Source organism: Nostoc sp. (assembly GCF_036917355.1).
Classification (GTDB): Bacteria; Cyanobacteriota; Cyanobacteriia; order Cyanobacteriales; family Nostocaceae; genus Nostoc.
Genome location: NZ_JBALDP010000084.1, coordinates 80,102 through 106,958, shown reverse-complemented (window position 1 = coordinate 106,958; position 26,857 = coordinate 80,102). Strand labels below are relative to the sequence as shown.

General features: G+C 45.7%; 6 protein-coding genes. 2 read left to right on the top strand and 4 right to left on the bottom strand.

From position 1 onward, the window contains the following. Positions 1-62 precede the first annotated feature (62 nt). From V7K53_RS26880 to V7K53_RS26865, 4 genes are all read right to left on the bottom strand, one after another. The gene (locus V7K53_RS26880) at positions 63-4,889 is read right to left on the bottom strand and encodes a thioester reductase domain-containing protein (protein ID WP_335200556.1); all 4,827 of its coding nucleotides are present in this window, start codon (positions 4,887-4,889) and stop codon (positions 63-65) included. Beyond that, complete coding sequence (locus V7K53_RS26875; RefSeq protein WP_335200555.1) at positions 4,886-14,665, bottom strand: SDR family NAD(P)-dependent oxidoreductase; 9,780 nt, start codon at positions 14,663-14,665, stop codon at positions 4,886-4,888. Before V7K53_RS26875 ends, V7K53_RS26880 begins: the two co-directional genes overlap by 4 nt. 520 nt (positions 14,666-15,185) lie before the next feature. Further along, positions 15,186-15,617: an ATP-binding protein gene (locus tag V7K53_RS26870; protein ID WP_335200554.1), complete on the bottom strand. Its 432-nt coding sequence runs from the start codon at positions 15,615-15,617 to the stop codon at positions 15,186-15,188. Between the two features lie 36 nt (positions 15,618-15,653). Further along, positions 15,654-17,111, bottom strand: a complete 1,458-nt coding sequence (locus V7K53_RS26865) for a GAF domain-containing SpoIIE family protein phosphatase (protein ID WP_335200553.1) — start codon at positions 17,109-17,111, stop codon at positions 15,654-15,656. A gap of 403 nt (positions 17,112-17,514) precedes the next feature. Between V7K53_RS26865 and V7K53_RS26860 the strand changes: the two genes are divergently transcribed. Further along, complete coding sequence (locus V7K53_RS26860; RefSeq protein WP_335200552.1) at positions 17,515-24,024, top strand: beta-ketoacyl synthase N-terminal-like domain-containing protein; 6,510 nt, start codon at positions 17,515-17,517, stop codon at positions 24,022-24,024. Then, positions 24,021-26,837 carry a type I polyketide synthase gene (locus V7K53_RS26855; RefSeq protein ID WP_335200551.1) on the top strand — a complete coding sequence of 939 codons (2,817 nt, stop codon included), beginning with the start codon at positions 24,021-24,023 and terminating at the stop codon, positions 26,835-26,837. The genes V7K53_RS26860 and V7K53_RS26855 overlap by 4 nt, the downstream gene beginning before the upstream one ends. Positions 26,838-26,857: the final 20 nt, after the last annotated feature.

The following is a 26,857-nucleotide window of genomic DNA, read 5'->3' as shown; positions in this document are numbered from 1 at the left end:
AAAGTCCTCTATTTATCTTATATTTAATTACAACCAGCTACTTATAAGGTGGCAAAAGAAAGCTAAACTCCGATGAAAAAGCCACTTTTATTGAAGTAGGCAAAGTAGATATTGAGTAATTCGGTGTTTATTGTTGGATAAATAATATTGGTGTCAGCAAGTCCAGTCAATGTATTTTGGCAATCAAATGCAGGTAGCTGTACGTTCTTTAATAATTGTTCGTCTAACAATGGCAGGAAAGCATGTAAAGCATTTGGAATATTGTGTTCCGCATTGTGTAGCAATTTAGCATACCACTCATGGTAAGAAACTTGCTCTAGCGAATAGCCCAAAGACCGAACCAAGTCAGACCAATTACGCCAAGACAGACAATCAGGAGAAACAAGGTGAAATGCCTTGCCGAAGGAGTCAGGGTTTTGAGAGAGGTGGACGATCGCCCTGCTACCATAATCAACGGGAGTCAGATCGAGGGGAAATTCCAAATCCGGCACCATACCTAGTTCGATACAGCCTTTAGTCAGGCTGCAAAAGAAGTCATCCACATTGGCGATTCCCGTTTGGCTGTGCCCGGAAATTGCACCTGGTCTGTAAATGCATACAGGAAGCCCGCGATCGCGTGCCTGCATAACTAGCTTTTCTGCCACCCATTTACTCTGTAAATAACCCCCTTGCAACCCTTGAAATTCTGCCAATTCATCGGATTCTTGAATGTAGTTAGCATTTGCATAGGCAGGAGCAGAAAAGATGCCCAGCGTCGAAACAAAATGCACGGGTTTGACTTTCGTTTGAACTGCTAGCCTCAAAATCGCCTGAGTTCCCAGGACATTGGCTGCTTTGAGTTTTGTGTAGGGATAAAGAAAATTGACGACAGCACCATTGTGATAGATGACATCAATTTGATGGCTAAGTTGATGGAATTGTGACTCGTTCAAACCTAAGTTCGGCAACGCCAAATCACCAATGACCGGAATGATCCGAGAGCGAAACTGTTCTTGCCAAAGTCCATGTGCTTGCAAATGGCTTTGGATACGTTGGATGCCCTGTTCTACATCCTGCGCTCGCACTAAGCAATAAATATTAGCTGTGGTCTGTTGCAGGAGTTCGTCTACTAAATAGGCGCCGAGAAAACCGGTTGCTCCAGTTAAGAAAATTGTCTGGGGTTGAGCGATAAACTTGAATGCTGTCGTTGGACAAATTGCCGGATCTAAGATAGCCTCTGCTGCCAAATCGATCGCTAAATTGGCAGCTACTCCTGTCTGAGCGATCGCTTCAATTACTTGAGCCACTCCCGCAATTGTTGGAACTTCCAATAATTGATGAATGGGTATAGTCACTTGGAAGGTTTCTCGCAATCGAGACAGCAGTTGCACTGCCAACAAAGAATTGCCTCCCAAATCGAAGAAGTTATCGTAGATACTGAGTGGGGATCTGTGAAGTAAGTTTTGCCACAGGTCAGCTAAGTGTTTCTCGGTTTCGGTACGGGGTGCAACAAATGTCTGATGCTGTTGGTATTGAACTTGAGACTCCTGAATGTGCTGGAGAATCTGCTCTGGTGTATGCCAATCTGAAGCAATTTTTTGGAATAAGGCGCTGTAATTGGCGGATTGTTGGGGTATTGCGCGATCGCTTTGGGTTAAATTCCCTTCAGATACCGAATGTTTTGGTTGTTTGTCTAATCGTTCAGAAGCAATAGCGATCGCTCGACAATCATCTGCTGATAACTTATAGCAGTAGCTTTCTGCTAAACGTTCCTTGTCAATTGCTACCAACTGTTCTAGAAAATCCCCAACAGGCTGGTTTTTAGAACTGGGTTTGTAAATAATATCGATCTGCTTCAGTCCGCGTGCCAGGGCAATTTTACCCAGGAAGTTGAGCATTTGATACTCAACTCCTCTGCCCAACACTCGACAACTGAGTAATAGGGTATCTACCACCAGGGCTGACGCTGTGGCTTGTACCATCATCATGCCCACCAAACCATAATTACCAAAGCGGTCTTTCACATCCACAACATAGCAAGTATGAGTATCTAACAAGCAAAAGGTTTTGATTTCAGCCGACGTTCTGCGTAAGGTGGTGGTATTAAATTGATTTGTTCGCTGCGTTAGTTGAGCAACACGATCTACCTGGGAGGGCTGCATTTCCATAATATCCACTTGCAGATTGAGGCTATTGAGGAAATCTCGCAACGTGAGAGATTCGTTTGCCGCTTGCTGACGTTGGCGATTTTGCTGGTAAACAATCGTTCGCTGTCGATCCTCCACAGTGATCTTTAGACGATCAAATGCCCAGATATGAGCCAGGAATTGGGGAATTTCAGTAGCATTTGTTGGCAATTGCAGGGTTAAAACTTCTGGACAGTGATAGCGGACTTCAGCGCATTCGATGGGGTTGTCATCAATAAATATGAAGCTATCTAAACTCAGCCCTAGTTCTTGAGACAGCAATTTCAAGTTTTCTGATTTAGTCTGCCAATTAATTTGCCAAGCTGCCAAATGGTGACGCTTCAGCCGCATATCGGAGCGTTGGTCTAATACAGCAAAGACATCTGCTTGATTATTTTTGCTGCACAGACATAGCAATATCCCGCGATCGCACTGCTGAATCATACATTCTTGCAATGCTTGATAGGATGAATCTATGACGATGCCCTCAACTCCATCCTCGCCACAAACACCTTGCCATAAGGTTTGATCGCAATCTAAGACAATTACTTTATAAGGTGGTCTATGCAGGCAGTGAATTTTTCTCGCCAACATTGTTCCTAACGCTGTGAAGAATGCTGGCGTAAATGGAATATGCCCGATTTCATCGCTATAAGAATCATAGAAGTTAGTTACTGGGTAGCTTGTTGCTAACTCCTGATAATTAATAATATGTACTCCACTAATATCGGCAAGTTCTGTTAATAAATTTACTTCCACTGATTGCAAAAAAGTTGCTATTTCTGCATTACTTGGCAATAAACAAAGCAAATGGGGAATTTTAGTACGTTCGCAGGATTGACGTAATGTTATAACTAAATCCTTAGCATTGCGCTCAATGGAATTCTTTTGTTCGTTACGAGATAACTCTTGTGAATCCTCAGACCTAACCCAATCTTCTAACCGCACTAAAACAATATTGACTCCCGTTTCATTTTGCGATAACAGACTATCAGGAGTCAGCAGTTGTTGGAAAACCTGGTTATAGGGAGCAAAGGTTATTTCTGAGGGTAAATTGAGTTGCTGCATCCAGAATTTTAGAGAATCTGCAACTAAATCGGCAGTAAAAGTAGCTGCGATCGCCAGCTTTTGTTTTTGGTATCGACTCCTGGCTAATTTTGCTTTTCTATCAAGGTCTGTTGGCAGTCTCAATTCATTGAGGCGAATATCTTTTGACTCAACCCATTGTTCTAGAATTTGGAATAAAGCGTTACCAAAAGCGTCAATTGTTTCACTTTCAAATATGTCGGTGTTATATGCAATTCCTATTTGCAAATCTGCTCCGACTTCGTAAATATAGGTATATAAATCTAAATCAGTAGGTCCCCAAATTCCTTCATCAATTAATGAAAACGTCAGATTGGGTAAATTTGTCAGGTCGCTCGGTAGTTGGCTGTTGACATAGCTTAATCCGGTGCGGAATGTTTGAAAAAAGGGAGTATCTTGTGCAACCCGACTCGACCCCATGACTTCAACGACTTTACCAAAGGGGACATTTTGGTGAGCATAGGCAGATAACAACACCGATCGCACTCGGCTGAGTACTTCCGCAAAAGTGGGATTGCCAGACAAATCTGTACGCAGCAACAAAGGGTAGCCAAAAAAACCAATCAGCGACTCCACTTGCGGATGAACTCGACCTGAAGCGGTAAACCCAATTAAAATGTCTTCCTGCTGAGAACACAAATAAATCAAAGCCTTAAACGCCGCTACGAAAGTCATAAAGGAAGTAATTCCCATTTGTTCGTGACTTCGTTGTTTGATTGCTGCCCACAGAACAGGATCGAGTTTAAAAAACTTTCGCCGACCCTGGAAATTCTGGAGTGGCGGTCGGGGATGGTCGATGGGTAATTTTAATTCAAATGATGCCCCCTCTAGTTGCTGTTTCCAGTAAGCTAGTTCGCTTTTGAGTGCATCATTGTTGAGCCACTGGCGTTGCCATACGGCAAAGTCTCGATATTGGATTGCAGGTTCTGGCAGTGGAGAAGGCTGTCCCTTGTAGAAATGACTGTAGACTGTTGCCAGTTCTCGAATCCATAAACTCATCGAGATCATATCACTGACAATGTGGTGAATAACGAGCAAGAGAATATGCTCGCGTGCATTTAAGCGAATGAGTTTAATCCGCCATAAAGGAGCGATCGCCAAATCAAAGGGAGCTTCGGCTGCTTCATCTGCAATTTGCCAGAAAGTTTTTAATTGTTCGGTTGCATCTAAATGCTCAAGATTTAAAACAGATAATTTAAACGGTTCTGGTGCAGCGATATTTTGCACGGGATTACCTTCCCATATCCCAAATGTTGTCCGAAAGACATCGTGGCGACGGAAAATTTCATTAATACTTTTTTCCAGACAATTTAAATCTAAATCGCCATTCAACCGCAAGGCTTGAGCAATATTATGAGCAGATTCTACAGCAGCTAACTGGGCCAAAATCCACAGGCGTTCCTGCTGGAAAGATACCGGCACATTTTGCGTTTGTGAAACCGGAACTAAAGGGATGGAAGCAGCACCGATTTTGTTCTGGTGTAGTAACCGGATTAGCTCTACTTTATTGTTAGCTAAAGCATTCCGTAGATCGGGAGTGATAACTCCTTTAGGTGCTTGAATGCGGAGTTGTTCCCCATCAACTAATAATTTCACTCCCCGGTCTGAAAGCTCGGCTAAAAGGGCATTTAGGTTCATAGTATTATTTCTTCCACATCCTCAGTGATTTCCATCGCCGAATTTTCGTTGAGTCCCTGTAAAGCTAGCTGTTTCAATAACAGGTCTGCTAGTTGGTTGATGCTGGAACCTTCAACAAACTTTTCTAAAGAAAGGTCAATTCCCAGTTCTGTGATGATGCGATTGCGGATTTCGATCGCCATCAAAGAATCTAGTCCGGCTTTGCTCAGTGCCTGATTGGCATCCACTCGATCCACAGAACAACCCAACACTTTGGCAATCTTTTCTTTCAGATAAATGGTTAAAATCTGCAAGCGATCGCCGAAGTCATGAGTTTGCAATTGCTGCTGAATTTCCATCGGCGGTGGTGATGTCGATTGAGCAATCCCCACCTGAGAAAATGCCAAATATGCCGGACAAGTCCCCGGTGAGAATTGCTGCATAAATGTCAGCCAGTTGAGCGGCATCACAGCTACTTGAGCAACCTCCCAAGAAAAGCTCTGCTCTAAAGCCTGTAAACCTTGGGATGGCGACATCATTTCTATTCCCTGATGTTGCAGTTGCTTGCCAAGTTGACGCTTTGCTGCTATACCAATCTCAGCCCAAGCTCCCCAGTTAATACTCAATCCCGATAACCCCAATTGATGACGATAATGTGCTAAAGCGTCTAAAAAAGCATTGGCAGCGCAGTAGTTAGCTTGACCGGCGGAACCTAAAACAGAAGTGGCAGAAGAAAACAAGATGAAGAAATCGAGCGGCAAGTCTTGGGTTAATGTGTGGAGATTCCAAGCACCTTGGACTTTCGGTGCCATGACTCGATGAAAGCGCTCCCAAGTTTGCTGGAGTAAAACCCCGTCATCCCAAACTCCGGCGGCATGGATAATGCCCCGTAGAGGCGGGTGGCTGCGGCTGATTTCTGCCAATACTTCTGCTACTTGTGACTGTACAGATACGTCAGCTTGCATCGCGATCGCCGATACACCTTGCGCCTGAAGTTGCTGAATCTGGCGATCGCTCTGTTCGTTTGTCCCCCTGCGTCCCATGAGAACTAAGTGCTTTGCCCCACGTTCTACTAACCAATGGGCAATTAGCAGTCCCAGTCCCCCTAATCCACCAGTAATTAAGTAGGTACTATCTGCGTGGATGGGGATATCTGCTTGATTGGGATTACGGTAAGGAACCAGCCTTGCCACCTGACGCATCCCATTACGGAATGCAATTTGATTCTCTTCATCTGGTGATGTCAACTCTGCAAACAGTTCATCAAGGGGGTTTTGACTTAGCCGATCATTTTCTTGGGTGTCTAAATCCACCAAGCGCAGCTGGAGTTCTGGGTGTTCTCTGACGATCGCTTTTCCCATTCCCCATAGAGGCGATTGAACTAATCCAGCACCACCGGAAACTGCTCCTTTAGTGACTACCCATAACTGGGGCGGTTTTGTACCCATCGTTTTCACTAAGGCTTGCACCAAGTACAAAGTACTGCCACAGCTAATACGGGTTGCTGCTGCCAAATCTTCAACGGTTAAGGTTGGTGCAGTTTCTCCAGTCTCTAGGCTCGACAACTGTACCACTCCTGATAGACGCGATCGCTTGCTAACTATTTCCGAAAGCAACTGCTGAAAATGTTCTGGGTTTTGAGTATCGAGCGTAAACTTGAACTCGCTCAACATTTCGTATTTTTGTCCGGGAAAAACTAGGGTACAGGTATCTCCTCGTTCTAGAAACCGTCGAGCAAGTTGCTGACTTATACCTTGACTATCCGCTAGAATCAGCCAGTTTTGTTGTGTAGCGGGCGATCGCTCCCTTCGGGCTTGAGGTCGCCACTCGATTTGATACAACCAATCTGGGGGAACTTGAGGAGAGACTGTCAATGTTGCCGAAGCGACCCTTTGAATTTGCAGACCTTCAACAACCGCGAGAATCTCACCATCATCTGCAACTAATTGCAAATCGCTAATGAGTGTTTTGCCACTGTTCTCGCTAGGATGTACTCTGCCGATGCTCCATAGTCGGTTGCTGGGGCGATCGCAAACTTGCAATCGCTTGATGGCGATCGGCACATAAGACTCTTTGCTACTATCTTGTGGGAATTTAGCTTGCAAAACCTGAAAACAGGCATCCAATAATGCTGGATGAAACTGATAGGTATCTGTTTCTAAAACGCATGTTTGGGGTAACTCAATCTCCCCTGTCACTACTTCTGAATCCAGCCATAACTGTTTAACCCCACGAAAACTAGCACCATAATCAACTCCCCGTTGAAGAAACTGTTGGTAATGTTCGGCTTGGTTGTGAGAAGCTACATTCTTGGGAAGCCAGTGCGTTGCAGAGAGTTCCATCGATGGTTTGAGATTGGATGTGGTGACATTTCCAGAAACATGCAGCATCCAAGAGGGTGAAGAGTCTTCCTCATCTAATTCACAACTAAAAATTTCAAAGGAATATCCTTGTTGTTCTGTTGGCTGAAGAATTAACTGGAGTGTTTTAACTTCATTTTCTGATAGAACTAATGCCCGTTTATATAAGACATTTTCTAAAATTAAATTTTTGGATTTCAAAACCTTAGCTGCTGTCCCTAAAACCATCTCTAGATAGGCAGTTCCCGGCATGATTACTTTACCGTAAATGCAATGGTCAGCTAAAAAAGCAGGGAAATGAGAATTGATTTGCGTCTGGAAACGAATCTCTTTCGAGTCTGCTAGGTGCAATCTAGAACCAAGCAGAGGATGAGAAGATTTGAGATTTGCAGAGGAGAGTTGAACATTCTCTTGGCTGCTGTCTTTATTTGGTTCAACCCAAAAACGCGATCGCTCAAAGGGATAATTCGGCAACACCACGCGCCGATGCTCAGATCCCCGATGAAACTCCGACCAGTTCACCGATATTCCCTGCTCATACAACGCCGCTAAACTGCTCAACATCTGCTGCCAATCCGATTCTTGGGATTTGAGGCTCCCTAGCCACAGATGTCCCGATTCTGGGATACACTGACGACCCATGCTTACCAAAATTGGGTGCGGCCCCACTTCCAAACAAGCCAAATTTCCTAACGCTGACAGGCTGACAATACTGTTGGCAAATTGCACTGGCTGCAAAATATGCTGCACCCAATATTCAGGCGTGCTAATCTCCACTCCTGCCAATTGCCCTGTGATATTGGAAATGAAGCGAATATTCGGGTTTGGTGTACGGTAGCTCGCTTGCTGGGCAATCTGCCCAAACTCTGCCACCATTGGTTGCATTAACGGCGAATGAAAAGCATGGGAAACTTTCAGTGACTTTGTTTGCACTCCTCTGGCTTCTAAGATAGCCACAGCCGATGCGATCGCCGCAGTTGCACCAGAGATAACGATTTGCCTTGGTGCGTTGATTGCAGCGATCGCCACCTCCGGCAATGAATCGATTGCCGCACACACTTGCGCCAAATCAGTAAATACCGCTACCATCGTCCCTGTCTGCGGTAGTGCTTGCATCAATTTACCCCGTGCAGCGATGAGTTTCAATCCATCTTCCAGACTGAATACACCTGCAACAGTTGCAGCAACATATTCGCCCACACTATGACCCATAACAACACTAGGCTTGATACCCCAAGATTGCCATAGCTCAGACAATGCATATTCCAAGGCAAATAAGACAGGTTGGGTATAGCCAGTCTCATCCAGAATATGACGCGCTAAATTTTTTTCCCTTTCCCCTTTCCCCTTTTCCCTTTCCCCTAATGGATACAGCACTTCTAGCAATGGTTGCTCTAATAATGAGTCCAGGATTTCAGCACAGCGTTCTATGGCTTGCCGAAAAACAGGTTGGGTTTCGTAAAGTTCTCGTCCCATGCCGATATACTGTGAACCTTGTCCGGTGAACAGGAAAGCTACCCCTGAAGCCTGAGAGCGAGTGCGCTGATTTTCGGCAATAAATGTTGTGAGTTGATGTCTTAGTTGTGCGGGTGAATCGGCAACCAAGGCCAGCCGATAATCAAAATGCGATCGCCCCACATTACTCGTATAACAAATATCCCTCAAAGAAACTTCTGAATGAGACTCCAGAAACCCCACATACCGCCCAGCTAATTCCCGTAACGCTATCTCAGTTTTTGCCGAAAGCGTCAAGACGTGTGAAGCTACTCCCCTGCTCCCCTGCTCCTCTGCTTCCCCTGCCCCCCTACTCTCTTTCGGCGCTTCCTCCAAAATGACATGGACATTCGTACCACCAACACCCAAAGAAGTTACGCCAGCCCGCCGAGGCGTTTGGTCTGTTTGCCAGTTTGATAGAGTTGTATTTACATAAAATGGACTGTTAGCAAAATTAATCTTGGGATTGGGATGTTTAAAATTTAGGCTAGGCGGTAGCAATCGGTGTTTGAGTGCCAAAACTGTTTTAATCAATCCTGCTATGCCTGAAGCTGTATCTAAATGTCCGATGTTAGTCTTTACAGAACCAATGGCGCAAAATTGTTGCTTCTGTGTTTTGGCACGAAATGTTTGGGTTAATGCTGCAATTTCAATCGGATCGCCGAGAGTCGTTCCGGTTCCGTGGGTTTCGATGTAAGTAATGGTTTCTGGATTAATATCTGCGATCGCTTGGGCTTGGGCAATCATTGCTGCCTGTCTCTGAACGCTGGGAGCCGTATAGCTGATTTTTTGGGAGCCATCGTTATTAATCGCAGAACCCTTAATAACGGCGTAAATATTATCTCCATCGGCGATCGCATCTGCCAATCGTTTCAACATCACAATGCCAACGCCATTGCCGCCAACGGTTCCTTGGGAGTTAGCGTCAAATGCTCGGCAGTGACCGTCGGGTGAAAGAATCATTCCTGGCTGATAGCGATAACCAGATTTTTGGGGTACTGCGATCGCCGCAGCACCAGCCAGAGCCATATCGCATTCTCCCTGAATCAAACTCCGACACGCTTGATGGACTGCAACTAAGGAAGTTGAGCAGGCGGTTTGCACGTTGACGCTGGGTCCTTGCAAGTTGAATTTGTATGAAACCCGCGTAGGGAGAAAATCCGCACCATTAGCGATCGCTAGTTGCGAGTCATCAACGTATTCTAGTCGCTCCCGATTTGGGTAAAGATTCTGATTCCAGTAGGTTCGACCTGCATAAAGATTCATCCCCATACCTGCATAAACCCCGATTAGTCCTGTATAAGTTGCAGGGTCGTAACCAGCATTTTCGAGTGTTTCCCAAGCACACTCTAAGAATAGACGATGCTGTGGGTCCATGATTTGGGCTTCTTTGGGAGAGATATCGAAAAATGCCGCATCAAATAAATCAATGTCAGATAAGATACCACTAGCTTTCACATAATTGGTGTCATTAAAGGAAGAGGGATCGATTCCAGCTAACTCCAGTTCTTCATCACTGAAAAATGAAATCGATTCCACGCCATTACAGCAGTTTTGCCAGAATTCATCGAGTGTTTTGGCTCCTGGAAAACGCCCGGACATGCCGATGATGGCAATTTCTAATTGCTGGGTACTTTTCATTTCACCCAAACGATGGGATGGCGATAATTGCGATCGCTCCGGCAATGGCATTTGAGCTTGATTCAGGAACTCTGCTAGCGTCTGAATAGTTGGATATTGGAACAAGTCAATCAGTGACAGATGTTGCCCAAATTGTTTTTGTAACCGATCGTGAACCCGAACCAAGGTGAGCGAACTGCCACCTAGTTCAAAAAAGTTGCGATCGATACTCACTGAAGCAATGCCCAGTATGTCTTGCCATATTTGAGCTATCTGGCGCTGAATGTCAGTTTGGGGCAAAACGACTTGCCAAGGTTGGTTGTGCTTCTGATTGCTGCCAATAATTTTGGCAATGTCTATCGTACCCGTTTGCGTTAAGGGCATTTCCGCAAGCTGTACAATTTCACAATGGCTAGGAGTCCCAAAGCGATCGCCAACTCTCAAAGTTTGCTCCCAACCATGCAACCCTGCACCATCCACAGTGGTGACATAAGCGGTTAATTTCTCGACGTTATCGGCTTCTGTCTTCAGATATCGGCGAATATGGGGATTACTGCCATCTAAACCAACAATCATCTGCGGTTGATGACGCGATAAACCTGCTAGTAAGGAACGCCAACCCTGTTCTTGAGTAATACTCTGATAGCCCAAGCGATGAGCTGCTTCCCGGCTGTGGATGGGGTTTCCTTCGCTCATACCGACATCATCCCACTGGCTCCAGTTAAAGCAGTAAGTATCAGGATGGTAATGGTATTGCTGATACTGACAACAACCATCTAAAAAACTGTTGGCAGCAGCATAGGCACTAAAAGTTGCTCCCCCAAACACACTATTTACAGAAGAAAAGCCAATGAAAACGGCATCTGGTCGATTCTGAATCAGTTGAAAAAGCGTCCAAGTGCCCTGAACTTTTGGGCGCAGCATGGTACGAAAGCTTTCTAGTGTAGCCACAGCTATCCAGTAATTTTCCATCACCGTCCAGTGGTGTTTGAGATCGCCTTCACCTGCGAGATGAATAATTCCTGCCAAGGGTTGATTCCATCTCAACTCTGCTTCAGTGACAGCCTGCTGCAAGCAAGTTAGATCGCAGATATCAACAGGCTTGTATAATAAATCACCACCTATTGCCATGAGCGATCGATAATTTTTCAATCGCTTGGCGATCGCTGTATTCTGTTCGAGATGCTGCGACCATTCTGTTTCTGGTGGCAAGTTTGTTCTGCCAACAATAAGCAATCGCACACCAAATTGCTTAAGTAAATATTGGCAAACTGAAGTCCCAATTCCACCCAATCCGCCTGTTACCAAATAGGTCTGACCTGGTTTAATTGGTATTTCCTGGGTTGGACTAGCAAGCATATCGACTTTGGCGAGTGACGAGACTAGCCGTTGACCTTGACGATAAGCAATTTCACTATCACCTTTAGTAATATTTAGTTCTTTGAAAACATAGTTGGCATTTGTTTCCAGCGATCCAATTTCTAAGTCAATATGGCAACAGTGCAACCAAGATAATTCTAAAGGAATTGTTTTTAGCAATCCTAGAAGTGTGGATTTTTCATAAGCGATCGCATCATCGCTGCTAGCTAACTGGACGTTGTTAGAAATGACTTGTAACTGAATGTCTATATCTAGTAGTTGGTGTTTTTCCTTGGCATTTGCTAAGGCTTGTACTAAAAATAGAATGCTATATAACCCTAAATATTGGGCATCTTCTAGTTCCTCTAGACTAGAAACTTGACCCACAGACTCGTTATATGTCCACAAATGCAAAATCTGAGTGGGAATATCCGATGCCAAAGACTCTAGCAACCGCCGATAGTGATCGGGATTTTCGGGATTGATGGTAAAGCGATCGCCCCTCTCAGATTTGATAAAATTCGTACCTGCTGCAACGCAGATATAAGATTGGTTATGGCGTTCGAGTTCTGTACACAGGTAATTTCCTAAACCTAAACCATCGAGAAACACAAGGAATTTCTGAGTCGGAAGTTTAACTGGCTCCCGATGTTTGTGACTTAACTGCTTAACACACCAAATTCGGCGATAAAACCAGTCAGGTATTGTGTTGGCATTGCCACTGAGGATATCAAACTGACGGAGGATAGGTTTAAATTCACCTGATTCAAAGCGTTTAACCAGTTGCGATCGCTGGATCTTGCCAATGGCCGTTTTCGGAATCACAGCTTTCTCAACTGGAATCACATAGCTGGGGTTGATCCCACAACGTTGGACAATTTTTTGGCGAATGGTTTGGATCAACGTTGAAATTTGCATTTCATTCGCGCCACCTGTATGGAAGAAGATAGCTAGCTGTTCTGAAGTTTCTCCATCATGTACAGCCACTGCGGCAGTGTAGGAAACAACTACGCCTGCGATTTCTTCCACGACTGCTTCAATTTCATGACTATAGTAATTCAGTCCATTGACGATAATAACGTCTTTCTCTCTGCCTGTAATTGTTAAACGTCCTTGCCGTAAGAAAGCTAAATCTCCCGTCTTCAACCAGCCATCTTCTGTAAAAACCTCTGAATTCAGTTCCGGTTGACCAAAATAACCTGATGTGACTGTCAGGCCTTTGACTTGCAGCCGTCCGATGGCTTCTTCTTCAACGAGCTGGTCTTGAGCATCAACTATCCGTAGAGAAAATCCGGGAATTGGCGCTCCAACTTCTACGAATGCATCTTCATCCGTGGTTGATTCTCCAGAAAAATTGTGAGAGTAAGTCACTCCCGAACAAGTTTCAGCCATTCCCCAAGCCGGATGTATTGCCGTAGTCGGGAGTCCGTGCGCTGTCAGCAATTCTAGAAATCTTCTCGCAGTTTTGCCAACAATGGCTTCTGCTCCGTTAAAGATGTATCGCACTGATGATAAATCCCAATGCCCCTGAGAAAGTTCTGCTTCAGCGGCGTTGATTAGCCCATACGCAAAATTCGGTGCAAAGGTAACGCTCACGCGATAATCAGACATCCAATCAAGCCATTTCAGGGGTTGTTGCAACACCCAATCGGTGACGGCATGAATTTGTTGGCAACCCACATACACATCCCGAATATGGAAATATACTAATCCGGCAACGTGATCGAGTGGCATCCAGTTCAAGGAAACATCTTCTTGGGTAAACCCATTCATCTGGACACTCGCAGCCGACCGACAGATGAGACTGCGATGGCTTTGCATAACTGCTTTCGGCGTACCTGTACTGCCAGAAGTGAGAAACAGTACTGCCAAATCATCTAAAGCAGCAACATACCAGTTAGGATCGGGATGGTGAGATTGCAACTGATTGAGGGTAGCGATCGCCAAATTGTCAAGTAGTAAATCTGCCAAGGAAAGTTTGAGTTCAGATGCTAATCGATCGCTAGTCAGTACCAAGCTTGGTTCTAGTCTTTGCCAGATTTGAGCTAATTTATTAACGAAATCATGAGAGCGATCATAACTCTGAGGAACGGATAAAGGAATTGGGATGAATCCACCCAAAATACAACCCCAGAAGGCAGGAATGAAATCTTGAGGTTGGTCAAATTGAAAGAGAATTCTATCTTGAGGCACAAGCCCCAACTTTCTTAAACCCGCCAAAATCCGTTGAGCTGCGTCTAATAAATTTTCGTAGGATTGGTTTTGGCAAGTATCATCGGGTTGGATGTAACTAACTCCTTTTGAGCTTTGTAACGCTGCCCTTTGGAGTAGTTTTACTAAGTTAGTGGTTGCGTCTGTTGCAAGTTGTAAAGGTTCGCCATGACTAATTGCTTTGGCTTTTGACTGAGAAATCTGAGATTGTGAAGGCTCAAATTGTTGATTTACGCCATCTGATTTTAGTTTTTCTCCAGAATCCTCTAATTTAAAATTGAGTTTTGTTGCTTGAGGATTCCCTAGCAAATCCCAAACGTGTAATGGTGGTAGTTGTTTCGTCTGGTCTTGTACGATAACTGAGACTTGGTTGATGGAGGGAAGCGATCGCAAAGACGACTCCCACCGATTAACCAAATCCATATCGATCGCCACCAAATCAGTTAGTCGGCGATCGTCAATCAGTCCCTCGCAGGTGAGCGGCAATCTGGATAACCAAACGTAAGATTGAGGCAGGATAGTGTTTGGCGAATGAACCTGCAAATATGCATTTAGTTGTGCCAACGAACATTTTCCTGATGCAACGATATAGGCAACTAACCACATATCTGCGGTTTCTGTTTCTCGGATTAATACCCGACACTCTTCAATTTCTGGATGGGTCAGGAGCGCAGTTTCCAGTACTTCTTGCAACGCTGCTTGGTTTGCTAAGTTTGCCTGAAAACCATTGAGGGTATTAATTTTCTCCAACATCTATAAGCTCCAAACTAACTTAGACACGTTTGCTGTTGCGGGATGTCTTTACTTCTACAAGCAACCCTATTAGTTGGTGATTTTATATAACAGGCAACAGTTAATAGGCAACAGGCTTAAAAGTACTTGGTGTCGGGGTTTGACAATCGGTTGATGTCCTAACCTATCTGGTAACTGCTATATATACGTTTTTTGGCTGTTTTTGAGATATTTGCTGTTCAAGGTCGCTACCTTGTGAATATTGAGAATACATGAAATTTTTTCGTAGTCATTAACTTCGTGACCTTTTGTAACAAGTGACGTTAAAAGAGAATCTGGAAGGATTGAACTTAAAGCTTTGTAAATATTTGCTAGCAAGTTTTAGGAAGATTTTTGGACAAAATTCACTCAGTTTTAAGTGCAACGGTGTCGAAAAACAAAACTATGTAAATAAACATAAATTAACTTGTAACTCTTGTTGTTGTATCCTGTTAAATTCATTATTATTTGTTTTTAATAACTAATATTCCTGCGAACTTTCTTAACTGGTTCTCAATCTATCGTCACGATTTACAATTAAAATATTACAATTTTGGTTTCCGTCTTGTTTGTAAATAAACCGATCTACGCTGTTAAGAGCTAGATAAACTCCCAAACCGCCAATCTGTCGTTGCTGTAGCGACTTGTTCAAATCATCTGGAGTTAACTTCTGGGTAGGGTTGAAGGGAACACCAGTATCTTTAATCGCAATCGTCAAGGAGCGATCGTCAAGATCGGCTTTTAAAGTCAATATGCCTTCGCGATTTGCTGCCTTATAGCCGTAATTAATGATGTTTGTAGCGATTTCATCGACCGCTAAACGCAGTCTATAGGAGGTTTTTTTATTCAAACCTGCTAGCATTGCTGCTGCCATCACATATTCTGCGATCGCCTTTAAAGAGTCCAGTGTTCCAGGCACAGTTAAAGGTTCCATATTTTACGGATTGGGGGTGAGTGAAAGGATGAAATTTTAGTCTGATGCCTTTCTCTGCACAATCAGCATTGTGATGTCATCATACTGAGGTGCGTTGCTGATGTGAGCAAACAAATCAGTTGTAATACGCTCTAGTAGGGGAGATGGCAAAAGCGCAGATCGATCTAGGAGCGATCGCAGTCGCTTTTCAGTAAAAAACTTACCGCTGGGGCTGCGTGCCTCAGTTACCCCATCGGTATAGCCAATTAAGATATCGCCTGGTTCCAACTGTACTTGTTGAATTTTAAATTTCATATTAGGCATCATCCCTACCGCTGGCCCGGTTGAGTTGAGACTGGCTTTGATACCAGTGTCACCGACAACAAACAGAGTTTCGTGTCCACCATTGATGTAGGTGAGAATGCCAGTTGCCGGATCTAGCACGCCAAAAAACAGCGTGGCAAACATACTCATCTGGGCGTGCTGCTGGGCGATGTAGTTATTCGTGAGCGCTACTGCTTTCAGGGGGTTAATTTGGTATAAATTAGTTGCCATCTCTGACTCAAGCAAAATCGATAATTCCGCCTCATTGGCAATAATAGAGAGTCCGCCCAAACTAATTTGTCCAGAAAAAATACGGATTAAGCTCCGAAACAAAGCCATAAATAACGCAGCACCTACACCTTTGTCGGCGACATCAGCAATAACTAGCCCCAAGTAATCGCCAGGCAGCATAAAAACGTCGTAGAAGTCGCCAGCAACTTGACGCGCAGGAGAGAAAAACGTGGCAATCTCTAAATTAGGTAGCTGTGGGATTTTGTTGGGTAGAAAATCTCTCTGGATTTGCCGCCCTTTTTCTAATTCGTAGTTGAGCGCTTTGGAATAGGTTTCAATTTTCCCATAGAGCTGGGCATTTTCTAAAACTATAGCGATTTGGTCAGCAGTGAGCTGCATCAGATGGGCAATTTCTGGGCTAAAGTGCCCCGGTTCTTGGTGTAGCAAGGTAAGAATACCTAAAACCTCTTCATTCCTGAGAATGGGAACAGCTAATGCTGAACGTACAGTGTAAGGCTGATTGGGCAACTGCAACCAACGATTGTCTGTCTCAGTGTCTACGATCAATCCTATCTGGCGCTGTCTGTATACCCAACCAGCAAGCCCCTGTGCTAAAACACAACCAATTAGGCGATCGCGCTCCTTCAGTGCTGTCTCCCTTTGCGTGAGAATACTATCGGTGACAGCACCCTGGCGATCGAGTAAAAACAGACTGCCTTTTTGGGCACCAGTAAGATGACTACAAACATCTAACGTGTCTTGTAAAGTAGCTTTCAACATCTCTTCTTCGGGTGAAGCGCGGATGATTGTTGCTACTGAATGCTCCAGCAGCTTTTTTTGAGCTTGGAAAGCAGCTTTTTCTGTTTTTAATTCAGCTACCTCTCGCCGCAGGGACTTCAGTTCCTCAATTAGCTGTTGATTCTCTGCTATGCCATTCTCTTCATAAGATTGTTGGATCATAAATAGACCTGTCGATTTATTATGGGGTTAAGATTTAGCATGGCAATCCTTAACTGATTCAATGTATCTGCTAATAAGTAGAAATATTACAAGTCTCTTGCGCTAACTATTAAGTTATTTTGATATAAAAGTCATCCCTTAAATAGTTGAGAATTTATAAAGTTTGTGCATGAAGAGTGAAATGTTGGTATTCTAAGCAATACCAACATTTTCTCGGAGAACACCAAGATTTTTCGGAGAACACCAAAATTTTTCGGAGAACACCAAAATTTATCAAACTGATGGCTTCATCAGTCTGAATAAATCTTTAATACCTTCATTTACTCGCAGATGTTGGCTTTGCTTGTCAATGTGCTAGAGATTAGCGATCTGAACAATTTCCAGGTTTTAGGAGTAGCCATGCATGGAAAAACAACATACTAGTGAGACGCTAGTAGACGTATTGCGCTACAGAGCTATTCAGCAACCTCAGACGCTAGGCTATACCTTTTTAGTAGATGGTGAATCTGAGGGAAGTAGACTCACGTATGGAGCATTGGATAAACTGGCAAGAGCGATCGCTACCTACTTGCAAACATTTGCAAAGCCAGGCGATCGCGTACTCCTGCTCTACCCACCTGGTTTAGAATTTATTACTGCCTTTTTCGGCTGCTTATATGCTGGTACGATCGCGATTCCTGTTTATCCGCCTCGGCAAAATCAGTCGATTGCTAGGTTGGGTGCGATCGTTTCCGACGCCCAAGCAACTGCCATCCTGACAACAACAGCACTATTGCCAATCGTTAAGAACTACTTTGCAGACAATCCAGAACTAGCATCTCTAAAACTGTTGGCTAGCGATGCGATTTCTGATGCGATTGCACAGGAATGGCAAGCACCTAATATTGATGGAAATACTTTAGCGTTCCTGCAATACACCTCCGGTTCTACGGGAATGCCTAAAGGAGTGATGGTCAGCCACAGCAATCTACTGCACAATTTAGCCTACATTGACCAAGGTTGGAATCACACAGCTAATAGCGTGATGGTGACGTGGATTCCGTTCTTTCACGATATGGGATTAATTTATGGAGTTCTCCAACCTTTGTACTACGGCTTTCCTAGCTATATCATGGCACCCGTGTCATTTATTGGGCGTCCGATTCGCTGGCTGCAAGCTATTTCCCGCTATCAGGCAACCCATAGCAGCGCACCCAACTTTGCCTATGAATTATGCGTCCGAAAGATTACCGCAGAACAACGTGCTAGCCTAAATCTCAGTTCTTGGCAGGTTGCTTCCAATGGTGCGGAGCCAGTCAAAGCAGAAACACTCCAACGGTTTGCCAAAGCGTTTGCCTCCTGCGGGTTTCAAGAAACAGCTTTTTGTCCAGCATACGGGCTAGCTGAGGCGACGCTGAAAGTGACTACCGTAGAGGCACAAACTCAGCCAATAATTATCAAGGTAGAGGCAACCGCACTGGCACAAAATCGGGTAGTGCTGGCAACAGCAGAGAATTCCAAGGCGCGGCTTTTAGTTGGATGTGGTAATAGCGAGCAGGGCGATACCCGAATTGCGATCGCTCATCCTGAATTGTTGACGCGATGTTTACCAGATGAAGTGGGCGAGATTTGGGTAGCGGGAGCGAGTATCACCCAAGGCTATTGGCAGCAACCTGAGAACACAAAATCCACTTTTGCAGCTTATTTAGCAGATACAGGGGAAGGCCCGTTTCTGCGCACAGGAGACTTAGGCTTTTTACAAGACGGCGAGCTATTTATCACCGGACGACTCAAGGATTTAATTATTATTCGAGGACATAATCATTATCCTCAAGACATTGAACTCACAGTTACAAATAGTCATTCGGCTTTGGGAACGCAGGGAGTAGCCGCATTTACTATTGAAGTAGACGGTGAAGAACAACTCGTTGTGGCGTGTGAAGTCGAGCGAACTGCTATGCGGAAGCTTGATGCAAGTGAGGTAATTGGCTCCATCCGACAAGCAGTCACAACACAGCACGAGTTAGAAGTTTATGCCGTCTTGCTGTTGAAGCCAGTCAGTATCCCCAAAACTTCTAGTGGGAAGATTCAGCGCTATGCCACCCGCGCAGGATTTTTGGCGGGGACTTTGGAAGTGGTGGGACAGTGGAGGAAGGCAGGGGAGCAGGGGAGCAGCACTTCTCTACGAGAGGCTTCGCCAACGGCTCCCTTCGGCTCCGCTCAGGGCAAGTCGCTCAGTGACCGAGGAGCAGGGGAGCAGGGAGAATTGAGAAGTCGCAAGTCAGGAGAAAAGGGGGCGGCCGAAATTCAAGACTGGTTGGTAAATAAGATTTCTCAGCGACAAAACATTGCACCCCAATCAATAGATCCGCGTGAATCGTTTGCTTACTACGGGTTAGATTCTATTGCCGCAGTCAGCCTGTCGGCAGATTTAGAGGATTGGTTAGGTTGTCAGTTGTTGCCTACTTTGGCTTACGATTACCCGACGATCGCAACTCTATCAGCCTATCTCACAGAAGCATTATCCCAACAGCGAGAATCTCCAGAACCCAGACAAAACCTCAAATCTGTCGAGGCGATCGCGATTATTGGTCTTGACTGCCGCTTTCCCGGAGCTAATAACCCAGAAGCCTTTTGGCAATTACTACGAAATGGTAAAAGTGCCATCGACCAAATTCCCGCCAATCGTTGGGATTCTCATCTTTTCTATAACCCTATCCCTGCCCAACCGGGCAAAATGAGTACTCGTTGGGGTGGATTTATTCAGCAAGTTGACCAATTCGATCCTCAATTTTTCCGCATTTCTCCTCGTGAAGCCGAGCGGATGGACCCGCAGCAAAGGCTGTTATTAGAAGTGAGTTGGCAGGCATTAGAAAATGCCGGATTAGCAAGCGATCGCTTGACAGGCAGCAACAGTGGTGTATTTATCGGCATCAGTACCAATGACTATGCTCGATTCCAGTTCGATCGTTTATCTGATATTGATGTCTATGCCAGCACAGGCAACGCTTTGAGCATTGCCGCTAACCGCCTATCCTATCAGTTCGATTGGCACGGGCCCAGTTGGGCAGTCGATACTGCCTGTTCTTCATCTCTGGTTGCAGTTCACCAGGCTTGTCAGAGTTTACGGTTAGGGGAATGTGACTTGGCTTTGGCAGGTGGTGTTAATTTAATTCTCACCCCCCAAATGACAATTGCCCTCTCCCAAGCAAGATTCATGTCGGGGGATGGTCGCTGTAAAACCTTTGATGCGGATGCAGATGGTTATGTCCGGGGAGAAGGTTGTGGAATCGTAGTGCTGAAGCGTTTTACTGATGCCATCAAAGATGGGGATAATATACTGGCGCTGATTCGCGGCTCGGCAGTGAATCAGGATGGTCACAGCAATGGGCTGACTGCTCCTAGAGGAATTGCCCAACAAGCCGTTATCCATCAGGCGCTTGTTAATGCTGGAGTCGCACCTGCAGCCATTAGCTATGTTGAGGCTCACGGGACAGGTACAGCTTTGGGCGACCCAATTGAGGTCAATTCGTTGCAATCAGTGTTGATGTCAGGTCGTTCTCCAAAACAACCTTGTGCGATCGGTTCGGTGAAGACTAATATCGGTCATTTAGAATCAGCAGCGGGAATTGCAGGGTTAATTAAAGTTGTACTGGCTTTGCAACACCAAGAGATTCCCGGTACGCTTCATCTCAAAGAGCTAAACCCGAAAATTAACATCCAAGACACGCCTTTTTCTATTCCCAGCGAGACTCAAAAGTGGTCTGGTTTTGGGGAGCAACGTTTTGCAGGAGTAAGTTCCTTTGGCTTCGGCGGTACGAATGCCCATGTTGTTCTGGAGGAAGCACCAGAAGAGGGCCGAGGGGCAGCACTTCTCTACGAGAGGCTGCGCCAACGGCTACGCTCAGTGACCGAGGGGCAGGGGAGCAGGGGAGTAGCTTCACACGTCACATCGCTGTTGACGCTTTCGGCAAAAAGTGAAATAGCGTTACGGGAATTAGCTCGGCGGTATGTGGCATTTTTGGAGTTTCATTCAGAAGTATCTCTAGGGGATATTTGTTATACGAGCAATGTCGGGCGATCGCATTTTGACCATCGGCTAGCTCTGGTTGCAGAATCCTCAGAGGACTTTTGCGAGCAACTAGCAGCATTCATTTATAACTCACCTTCTAGAATAGGCGATCGTTGTCAGGGAGTTGCTTTCTTGTTCACCGGTCAAGGTTCGCAATATATCGATATGGGGCGGGAACTTTACAACACGCAACCCGTTTTCCGGCAAGCCATAGAACGCTGTGCTGAAATCTTACAGCCCTATTTAAACCAGCCTCTGTTAGAGGTTCTGTATCCAACGAGTGAGTTAGACAACCCAACTCAAGCCTCTATTAATGAAACCGCTTATACTCAACCTGCTTTATTTGCATTGGAATATGCATTGTCTGAGCTATGGCAGTCCTGGGGAATCAAACCGAGTGTGGTGATGGGACACAGTATCGGCGAGTATGTTGCCGCCTGTGTAGCAGGAGTGTTCAGTCTGGAAGATGGACTGAAGTTGATTGCCGCACGGGGAAGACTGATGCAAGCATTACCGTCTGTAGGAGCAATGGTAGCGGTATTTGCCCAGTCGCAAGAAGTATCGACCATCATCGATGAGTATTCAGATTTGGCGATCGCAGCAATGAACGGCGCACATCTGATCGTCTCAGGTGGATCTCAATCTATTACATCGGCTGTGGCCAGGTTAGAAGCAAAGGGAGTGAAGACAAAACCACTTGAGGTTTCCCATGCTTTTCATTCGCCATTGATGCAACCCATGCTGGCGGAGTTTGAGCAAATTGTCCGGCAAATAAACTACTGTCCGCCAAACCCCGATATTCGCTTTATTTCTAATCTCACAGGTCAGCTGGCAAAAGCAGAGATCGCCACGCCTGAATATTGGGTACAACATGTGATGCAGCCAGTCCGGTTTGCTGATGGGATGGCAACTCTAGCAGAATTAGGAGCCTTAGCGTATTTGGAAGTAGGGCCGCAACCGATTTTATTGGGAATGGGTCGCCAGTGCTTATCGGAGAGGGAAAATATTTGGCTTCCCAGCCTCAAAAAGGAATCGAATTCAGAGCAGATGTTGCGCAGTTTGGCAACTTTGTACGAGTCTGGAATATCAGTTGATTGGGTAGGCTTTCATCATGGCTCTCAACATCGTCGGGTAGTGTTGCCCAATTATCCCTTTGAGCGATCGCGTTTCTGGATGGAAACTGCATCTAGTAACGTGACTGCTAGAGAATCACTCTGTTCGCCAGCAGAAATCAAGCGTTTGCTCGTACCCCAGTTGGCTGAATTGACAGCCCAACTCAGTCTCAAACACTATGGGGAAGCCCTAAGTACTTTGGAATCACTAAGTATCCTTTATGTGGTGGCGGCATTCCGGAAGATGGGGTGGAATTTGCAGCTAGGCGATCGCTATTCCATCCCCCAACTTACCAAACTAGGAGTCATTGAGCAACATCAGAAACTCGCTTTGCGCCTGTTGGAAATGCTGGTTGAAGAAGGAATTCTTCAGCGAATTGGTAATCAGTGGGAAGTCACTCGAATACTAGAGTTACCTACACCAGAAGCGCAACTGCATAATTTGCGATCGCAATATCCCCAAGCAAATGCAGAACTGACACTGCTAGAGCGTTGCGGTTCGTACCTGGCTCAAGTACTCCAAGGTGAAACTCGCCCACTGGAGTTGCTATTTCCCCAAGGCGATTTGACAGCATTAACCCAGCTTTACCAGGACTCTCCCGGCGCAAAGATGATGAACGCGCTAGTCCAAAAGGCAATCTCAACCGCGATTTCCACTGCTACAGTCAGCATTTTGGAAATTGGAGCCGGAACTGGCGGAACAACTGCTTACCTCCTACCTCATCTCCCAGCAGATCGAACTGAATATGTGTTCACAGACTTAGGAACGTGGTTTACTTCCAAGGCTCAAGAGAAATTCCGAGATTACCCATTTGTTCGCTATCAGTCTTTAGACATTGAACAAGACCCCCAATCTCAGGGATTTAATAACCATCAATACGACATCATTGTGGCAGCCAATGTCCTGCACGCAACCGAGGATTTACAGCAAACCTTACGTCACGTTCACAGCCTGTTAGCGCCAGGAGGATTGTTAGTGTTGCTGGAGGGAACAAGTCCCCGACGCTGGTTAGATTTGGTTTTTGGATTAACGCCAGGGTGGTGGAAATTCTCAGACTACGAGCTGCGACCATTCTACCCTTTGTTAGCAGTGACTGACTGGCTGGAATTGTTGTCTGATTGTGGGTTTCAAGAGGCTGTGCATCTTGCACCTGATTCTCAAGCGATCGGCGATTCGTTCCAACAGGTTGTCATCCTGGCTCAGAGTATCAGCACCAATAACCCAGTTAACCACAATCATCTTCCGTCGCCCATTGCTGCCACCATCAACAGGGCACAATCAACATTTCTTCAATCGCTAATAGCCAAGCCTCCACGAGTGCGACAGGAAGAATTAGTCGCTCATGTCCGCTCACTAGTAGCCAAAGTTTTAGGCTTAAAGCAACCCCAGTCCATCGGTTTGCAGCAAGGTTTCTTTGAATTAGGGATGGATTCATTAACTGCTACGGAGTTGAAAGAGCAATTGCAAAATAGTTTAGGCTGTTCGCTTTCCCCAACCACACTATTTGATTATCCGACGGTAGCAGCATTGGCGAATTATCTGGAAACGCAAGTGTTGTCGCTCTTAGATCCACAAGCATCAGCCCAGGAGGCTAACTCTAACTCAGAGAGTTTCCAGGAACAAGCCTTACTGGAAGAATCATCATTAGAAAAAAGAGCGAGATTGTCATCGCCCGATCAATCGCTTGACGAAATTGCAGATTTGCTGGCTGCAAAACTAGCATCAATCAGAGAGGGAAAACTGCTATGAGTCGTCCTTCAGAAACCAGAGATTATGGACAATTGATGCAGAACGCATTACTGGAGCTATCAGCCCTCCAAGCAAAGCTCAATACCCTCGAACATGCTGCAACTGAACCCATTGCAGTCATCGGTATTGGTTGCCGCTTTCCTGGAGGAGTTCACTCTCCAGAGAAGTTATGGCTGTTATGCAAAAATGGTGGTGATGCGATCGCCGAAGTTCCTAGCGATCGCTGGGATGTAGATGCTTACTACGATCCCGATCTAAGTAGTTATGACAAAACTAACACCCGTTGGGGTGGCTTTTTAGCAAATATCAATCAATTCGATCCCGGCTTTTTCGGAATTTCCACGAGCGAAGCAGCGACTATTGACCCCCAGCAACGGTTGTTATTGGAAGTAAGTTGGGAGGCATTAGAAAACGCTGGATACGACCCCTTACAATTGGCTGGTTCTCAGACTGGTGTGTTTATGGGAATTGCCACTTGTGATTATTACAAAGCTATGACCGCAATTCCCACGAGAGCCGGCACCGGTATTGCCAATAGTATGGCGGCAAATCGCCTGTCCTACTTTTTGGATGTGCGAGGCCCTAGCGTCACAATCGATACTGCTTGTTCGTCGTCCCTGGTTGCCATACATAGCGCTTGCCAAAGTCTGCGGCATCGAGAGTCAAATCTCGCATTGGTGGGCGGCGTGAATATTATGTTGTTACCGGAGGTGAATATTACCTTTTCCCAGGCTGGTATGATGTCATCTGATGGACGTTGCAAAAGCTTTGATGCTACAGCCGATGGCTACGTCCGAGGAGAAGGATGTGGGGTAGTTATCCTGAAGCGTCTTTCAGATGCAGTCAAAGATGGCGATCGCATTCTAGCGTTACTGCGGGGAACTGCGGTGAATCACAACGGCCGCAGTGTTGGCCTAACTGCACCAAATGGATTGGCTCAACAAGCAGTGATTCGGCAATGCTTGGCAAATGCCAGGGTAGCATCCCATGAAATTGATTATGTTGAGGCACATGGTACGGGTACTCCAATGGGGGATGCCATCGAGCTACAAGCAATCTTGGGGGTACTAGGACAGGGGCGAACCCTTGACCAACCCTGCGGACTCGGTTCTGTGAAAACTAATATTGGCAACCTAGAAGCAGCTGGTGGAATTGCCGCATTCATCAAAACTGTCCTCTGTTTGCAACAAGGAGAAATTCCCCCTCATCCCCATTTCAAAACCATCAATCCCCATATTGACATCAAGTCAACACCATTCTTGATTCCTACAATCGATCGTCCGATAGATATCAAGCCTCGGTTTGCTGGCGTTAATTCCTTTGGCTTTGGCGGTACCAATGCTCATGTAGTACTGGAAGCAGCAGAGGAGGGCGGAGGGGCAGGCGGGCAGAGGGGCAGGGGGGCAGAGGGGCAGAGGAGCAGAGGGGCAGAGGAGCAGGGGAGTAGGGGTGGAAATTTCCACCTCAAATCGCTGTTGACGCTTTCGGCAAAAACTGAGACAGCGTTACGGGAACTAGCAAGTTGCTATGCAGATAGTTTAGAAAACTACGCTGCTCAATTGATTCCTGATATCTGTTTCACAACTAATATCGGTCGGTCACATTTTAACCATCGCCATGCCATCATTTCATCAGGCGATTTACCCCATTTAATCGACCAACTGAGGACATTCGCCACTAGCAAACAGACAACAGGACGACTACAGCCGGATAATCACCCGAAGATTGCATTTTTGTTTGCTGGACAGGGTTCGCAATACGTTGGTATGGGATGGGAACTTTACAACAGCCAACCTATTTTCCGTGCAGCCTTAGACGATTGCGATCGCATCTTACGCTCTTATTTGGATCGGCCACTGCTGGAAGTACTGTATCCATTAGGGGAAAGGGGAAAGGGGAAAGGGGAAAGGGAAAGAAACTTAGTGCCTCATCTTTTAGATGAAACTGCCTATGCCCAACCTGCTCTATTTGCCGTAGAGTATGCCTTAGTGAAATTGTGGCAGTCATGGGGCATTGAACCTGATGCGGTGATGGGTCATAGCGTCGGAGAGTATGTAGCTGCTTGCGTGACAGGTGTATTCAGCTTGGAGGAAGGACTGTACTTGAGTGCCGAACCGGGACGACTGATGGCAACGCAGCCCAGAGAAGGGCAAATGGTGGCGGTGTTTGCAACTAAGGAGATTGTAGAAGAGGCGATCGCATCGTACCAGGATGCTGTTGCTATTGCTGCCTATAACGGCCCTAGCCAAACTGTGATTGCGGGCGATAGACAAGCGGTTTCAGCAGCGATCGCCCGTCTAGAATCCGATTTCATTATGACTCGCGAGTTAAATGTTGCCCACGCGTTTCACTCACCCTTAGTAGACCCCATCCAAAATGCCTTTGAACAGACTTTGAGGAAAATGCAGTTTCATCGCCCAAGTCTGCCGTTTATCTCTCATCTTTCGGGAGAATTCGAGGCAGGGATATTAGATGCTAACTACTGGCGATCCCAACTGCGATCGCCCGTGCGTTTCGATGGAGGTATCCAGACCTTAGCAGAGGCGGGGTATAAGATTTTTCTGGAAATTGGGCCAACAGATACTCTGGCAAGTATGGGTAAGCGCTGTCTAGCTAAAAATACTGCTACTTGGTTGTCTTCTTTAAGACAAGGGCATGATGACTGGCGATCGCTCCTCGACAGCCTAGCTACCTTATACAAGAAGGGTATAAACATTAATTGGTCAGAATTTCATAGAGATTCTCCCAGACAACGAGTTGCTCTGCCCACTTATCCTTTCCAGCGCCAACGCTGTTGGATTGACTCCCTTTGAGGGACTCCCAAATAAAAAAT

Bases quoted from the DNA above. Each gene is read 5' to 3' on its own strand.
- V7K53_RS26855 (WP_335200551.1), top strand. From the start codon at position 24,021: ATGAGTCGTCCTTCAGAAACCAGAGATTATGGACAATTGATGCAGAAC.
- V7K53_RS26875 (WP_335200555.1), bottom strand. From the start codon at position 14,665: ATGTTGGAGAAAATTAATACCCTCAATGGTTTTCAGGCAAACTTAGCA.
- V7K53_RS26870 (WP_335200554.1), bottom strand. From the start codon at position 15,617: ATGGAACCTTTAACTGTGCCTGGAACACTGGACTCTTTAAAGGCGATC.
- V7K53_RS26865 (WP_335200553.1), bottom strand. From the start codon at position 17,111: ATGATCCAACAATCTTATGAAGAGAATGGCATAGCAGAGAATCAACAG.
- V7K53_RS26880 (WP_335200556.1), bottom strand. From the start codon at position 4,889: ATGAACCTAAATGCCCTTTTAGCCGAGCTTTCAGACCGGGGAGTGAAA.
- V7K53_RS26860 (WP_335200552.1), top strand. From the start codon at position 17,515: ATGGAAAAACAACATACTAGTGAGACGCTAGTAGACGTATTGCGCTAC.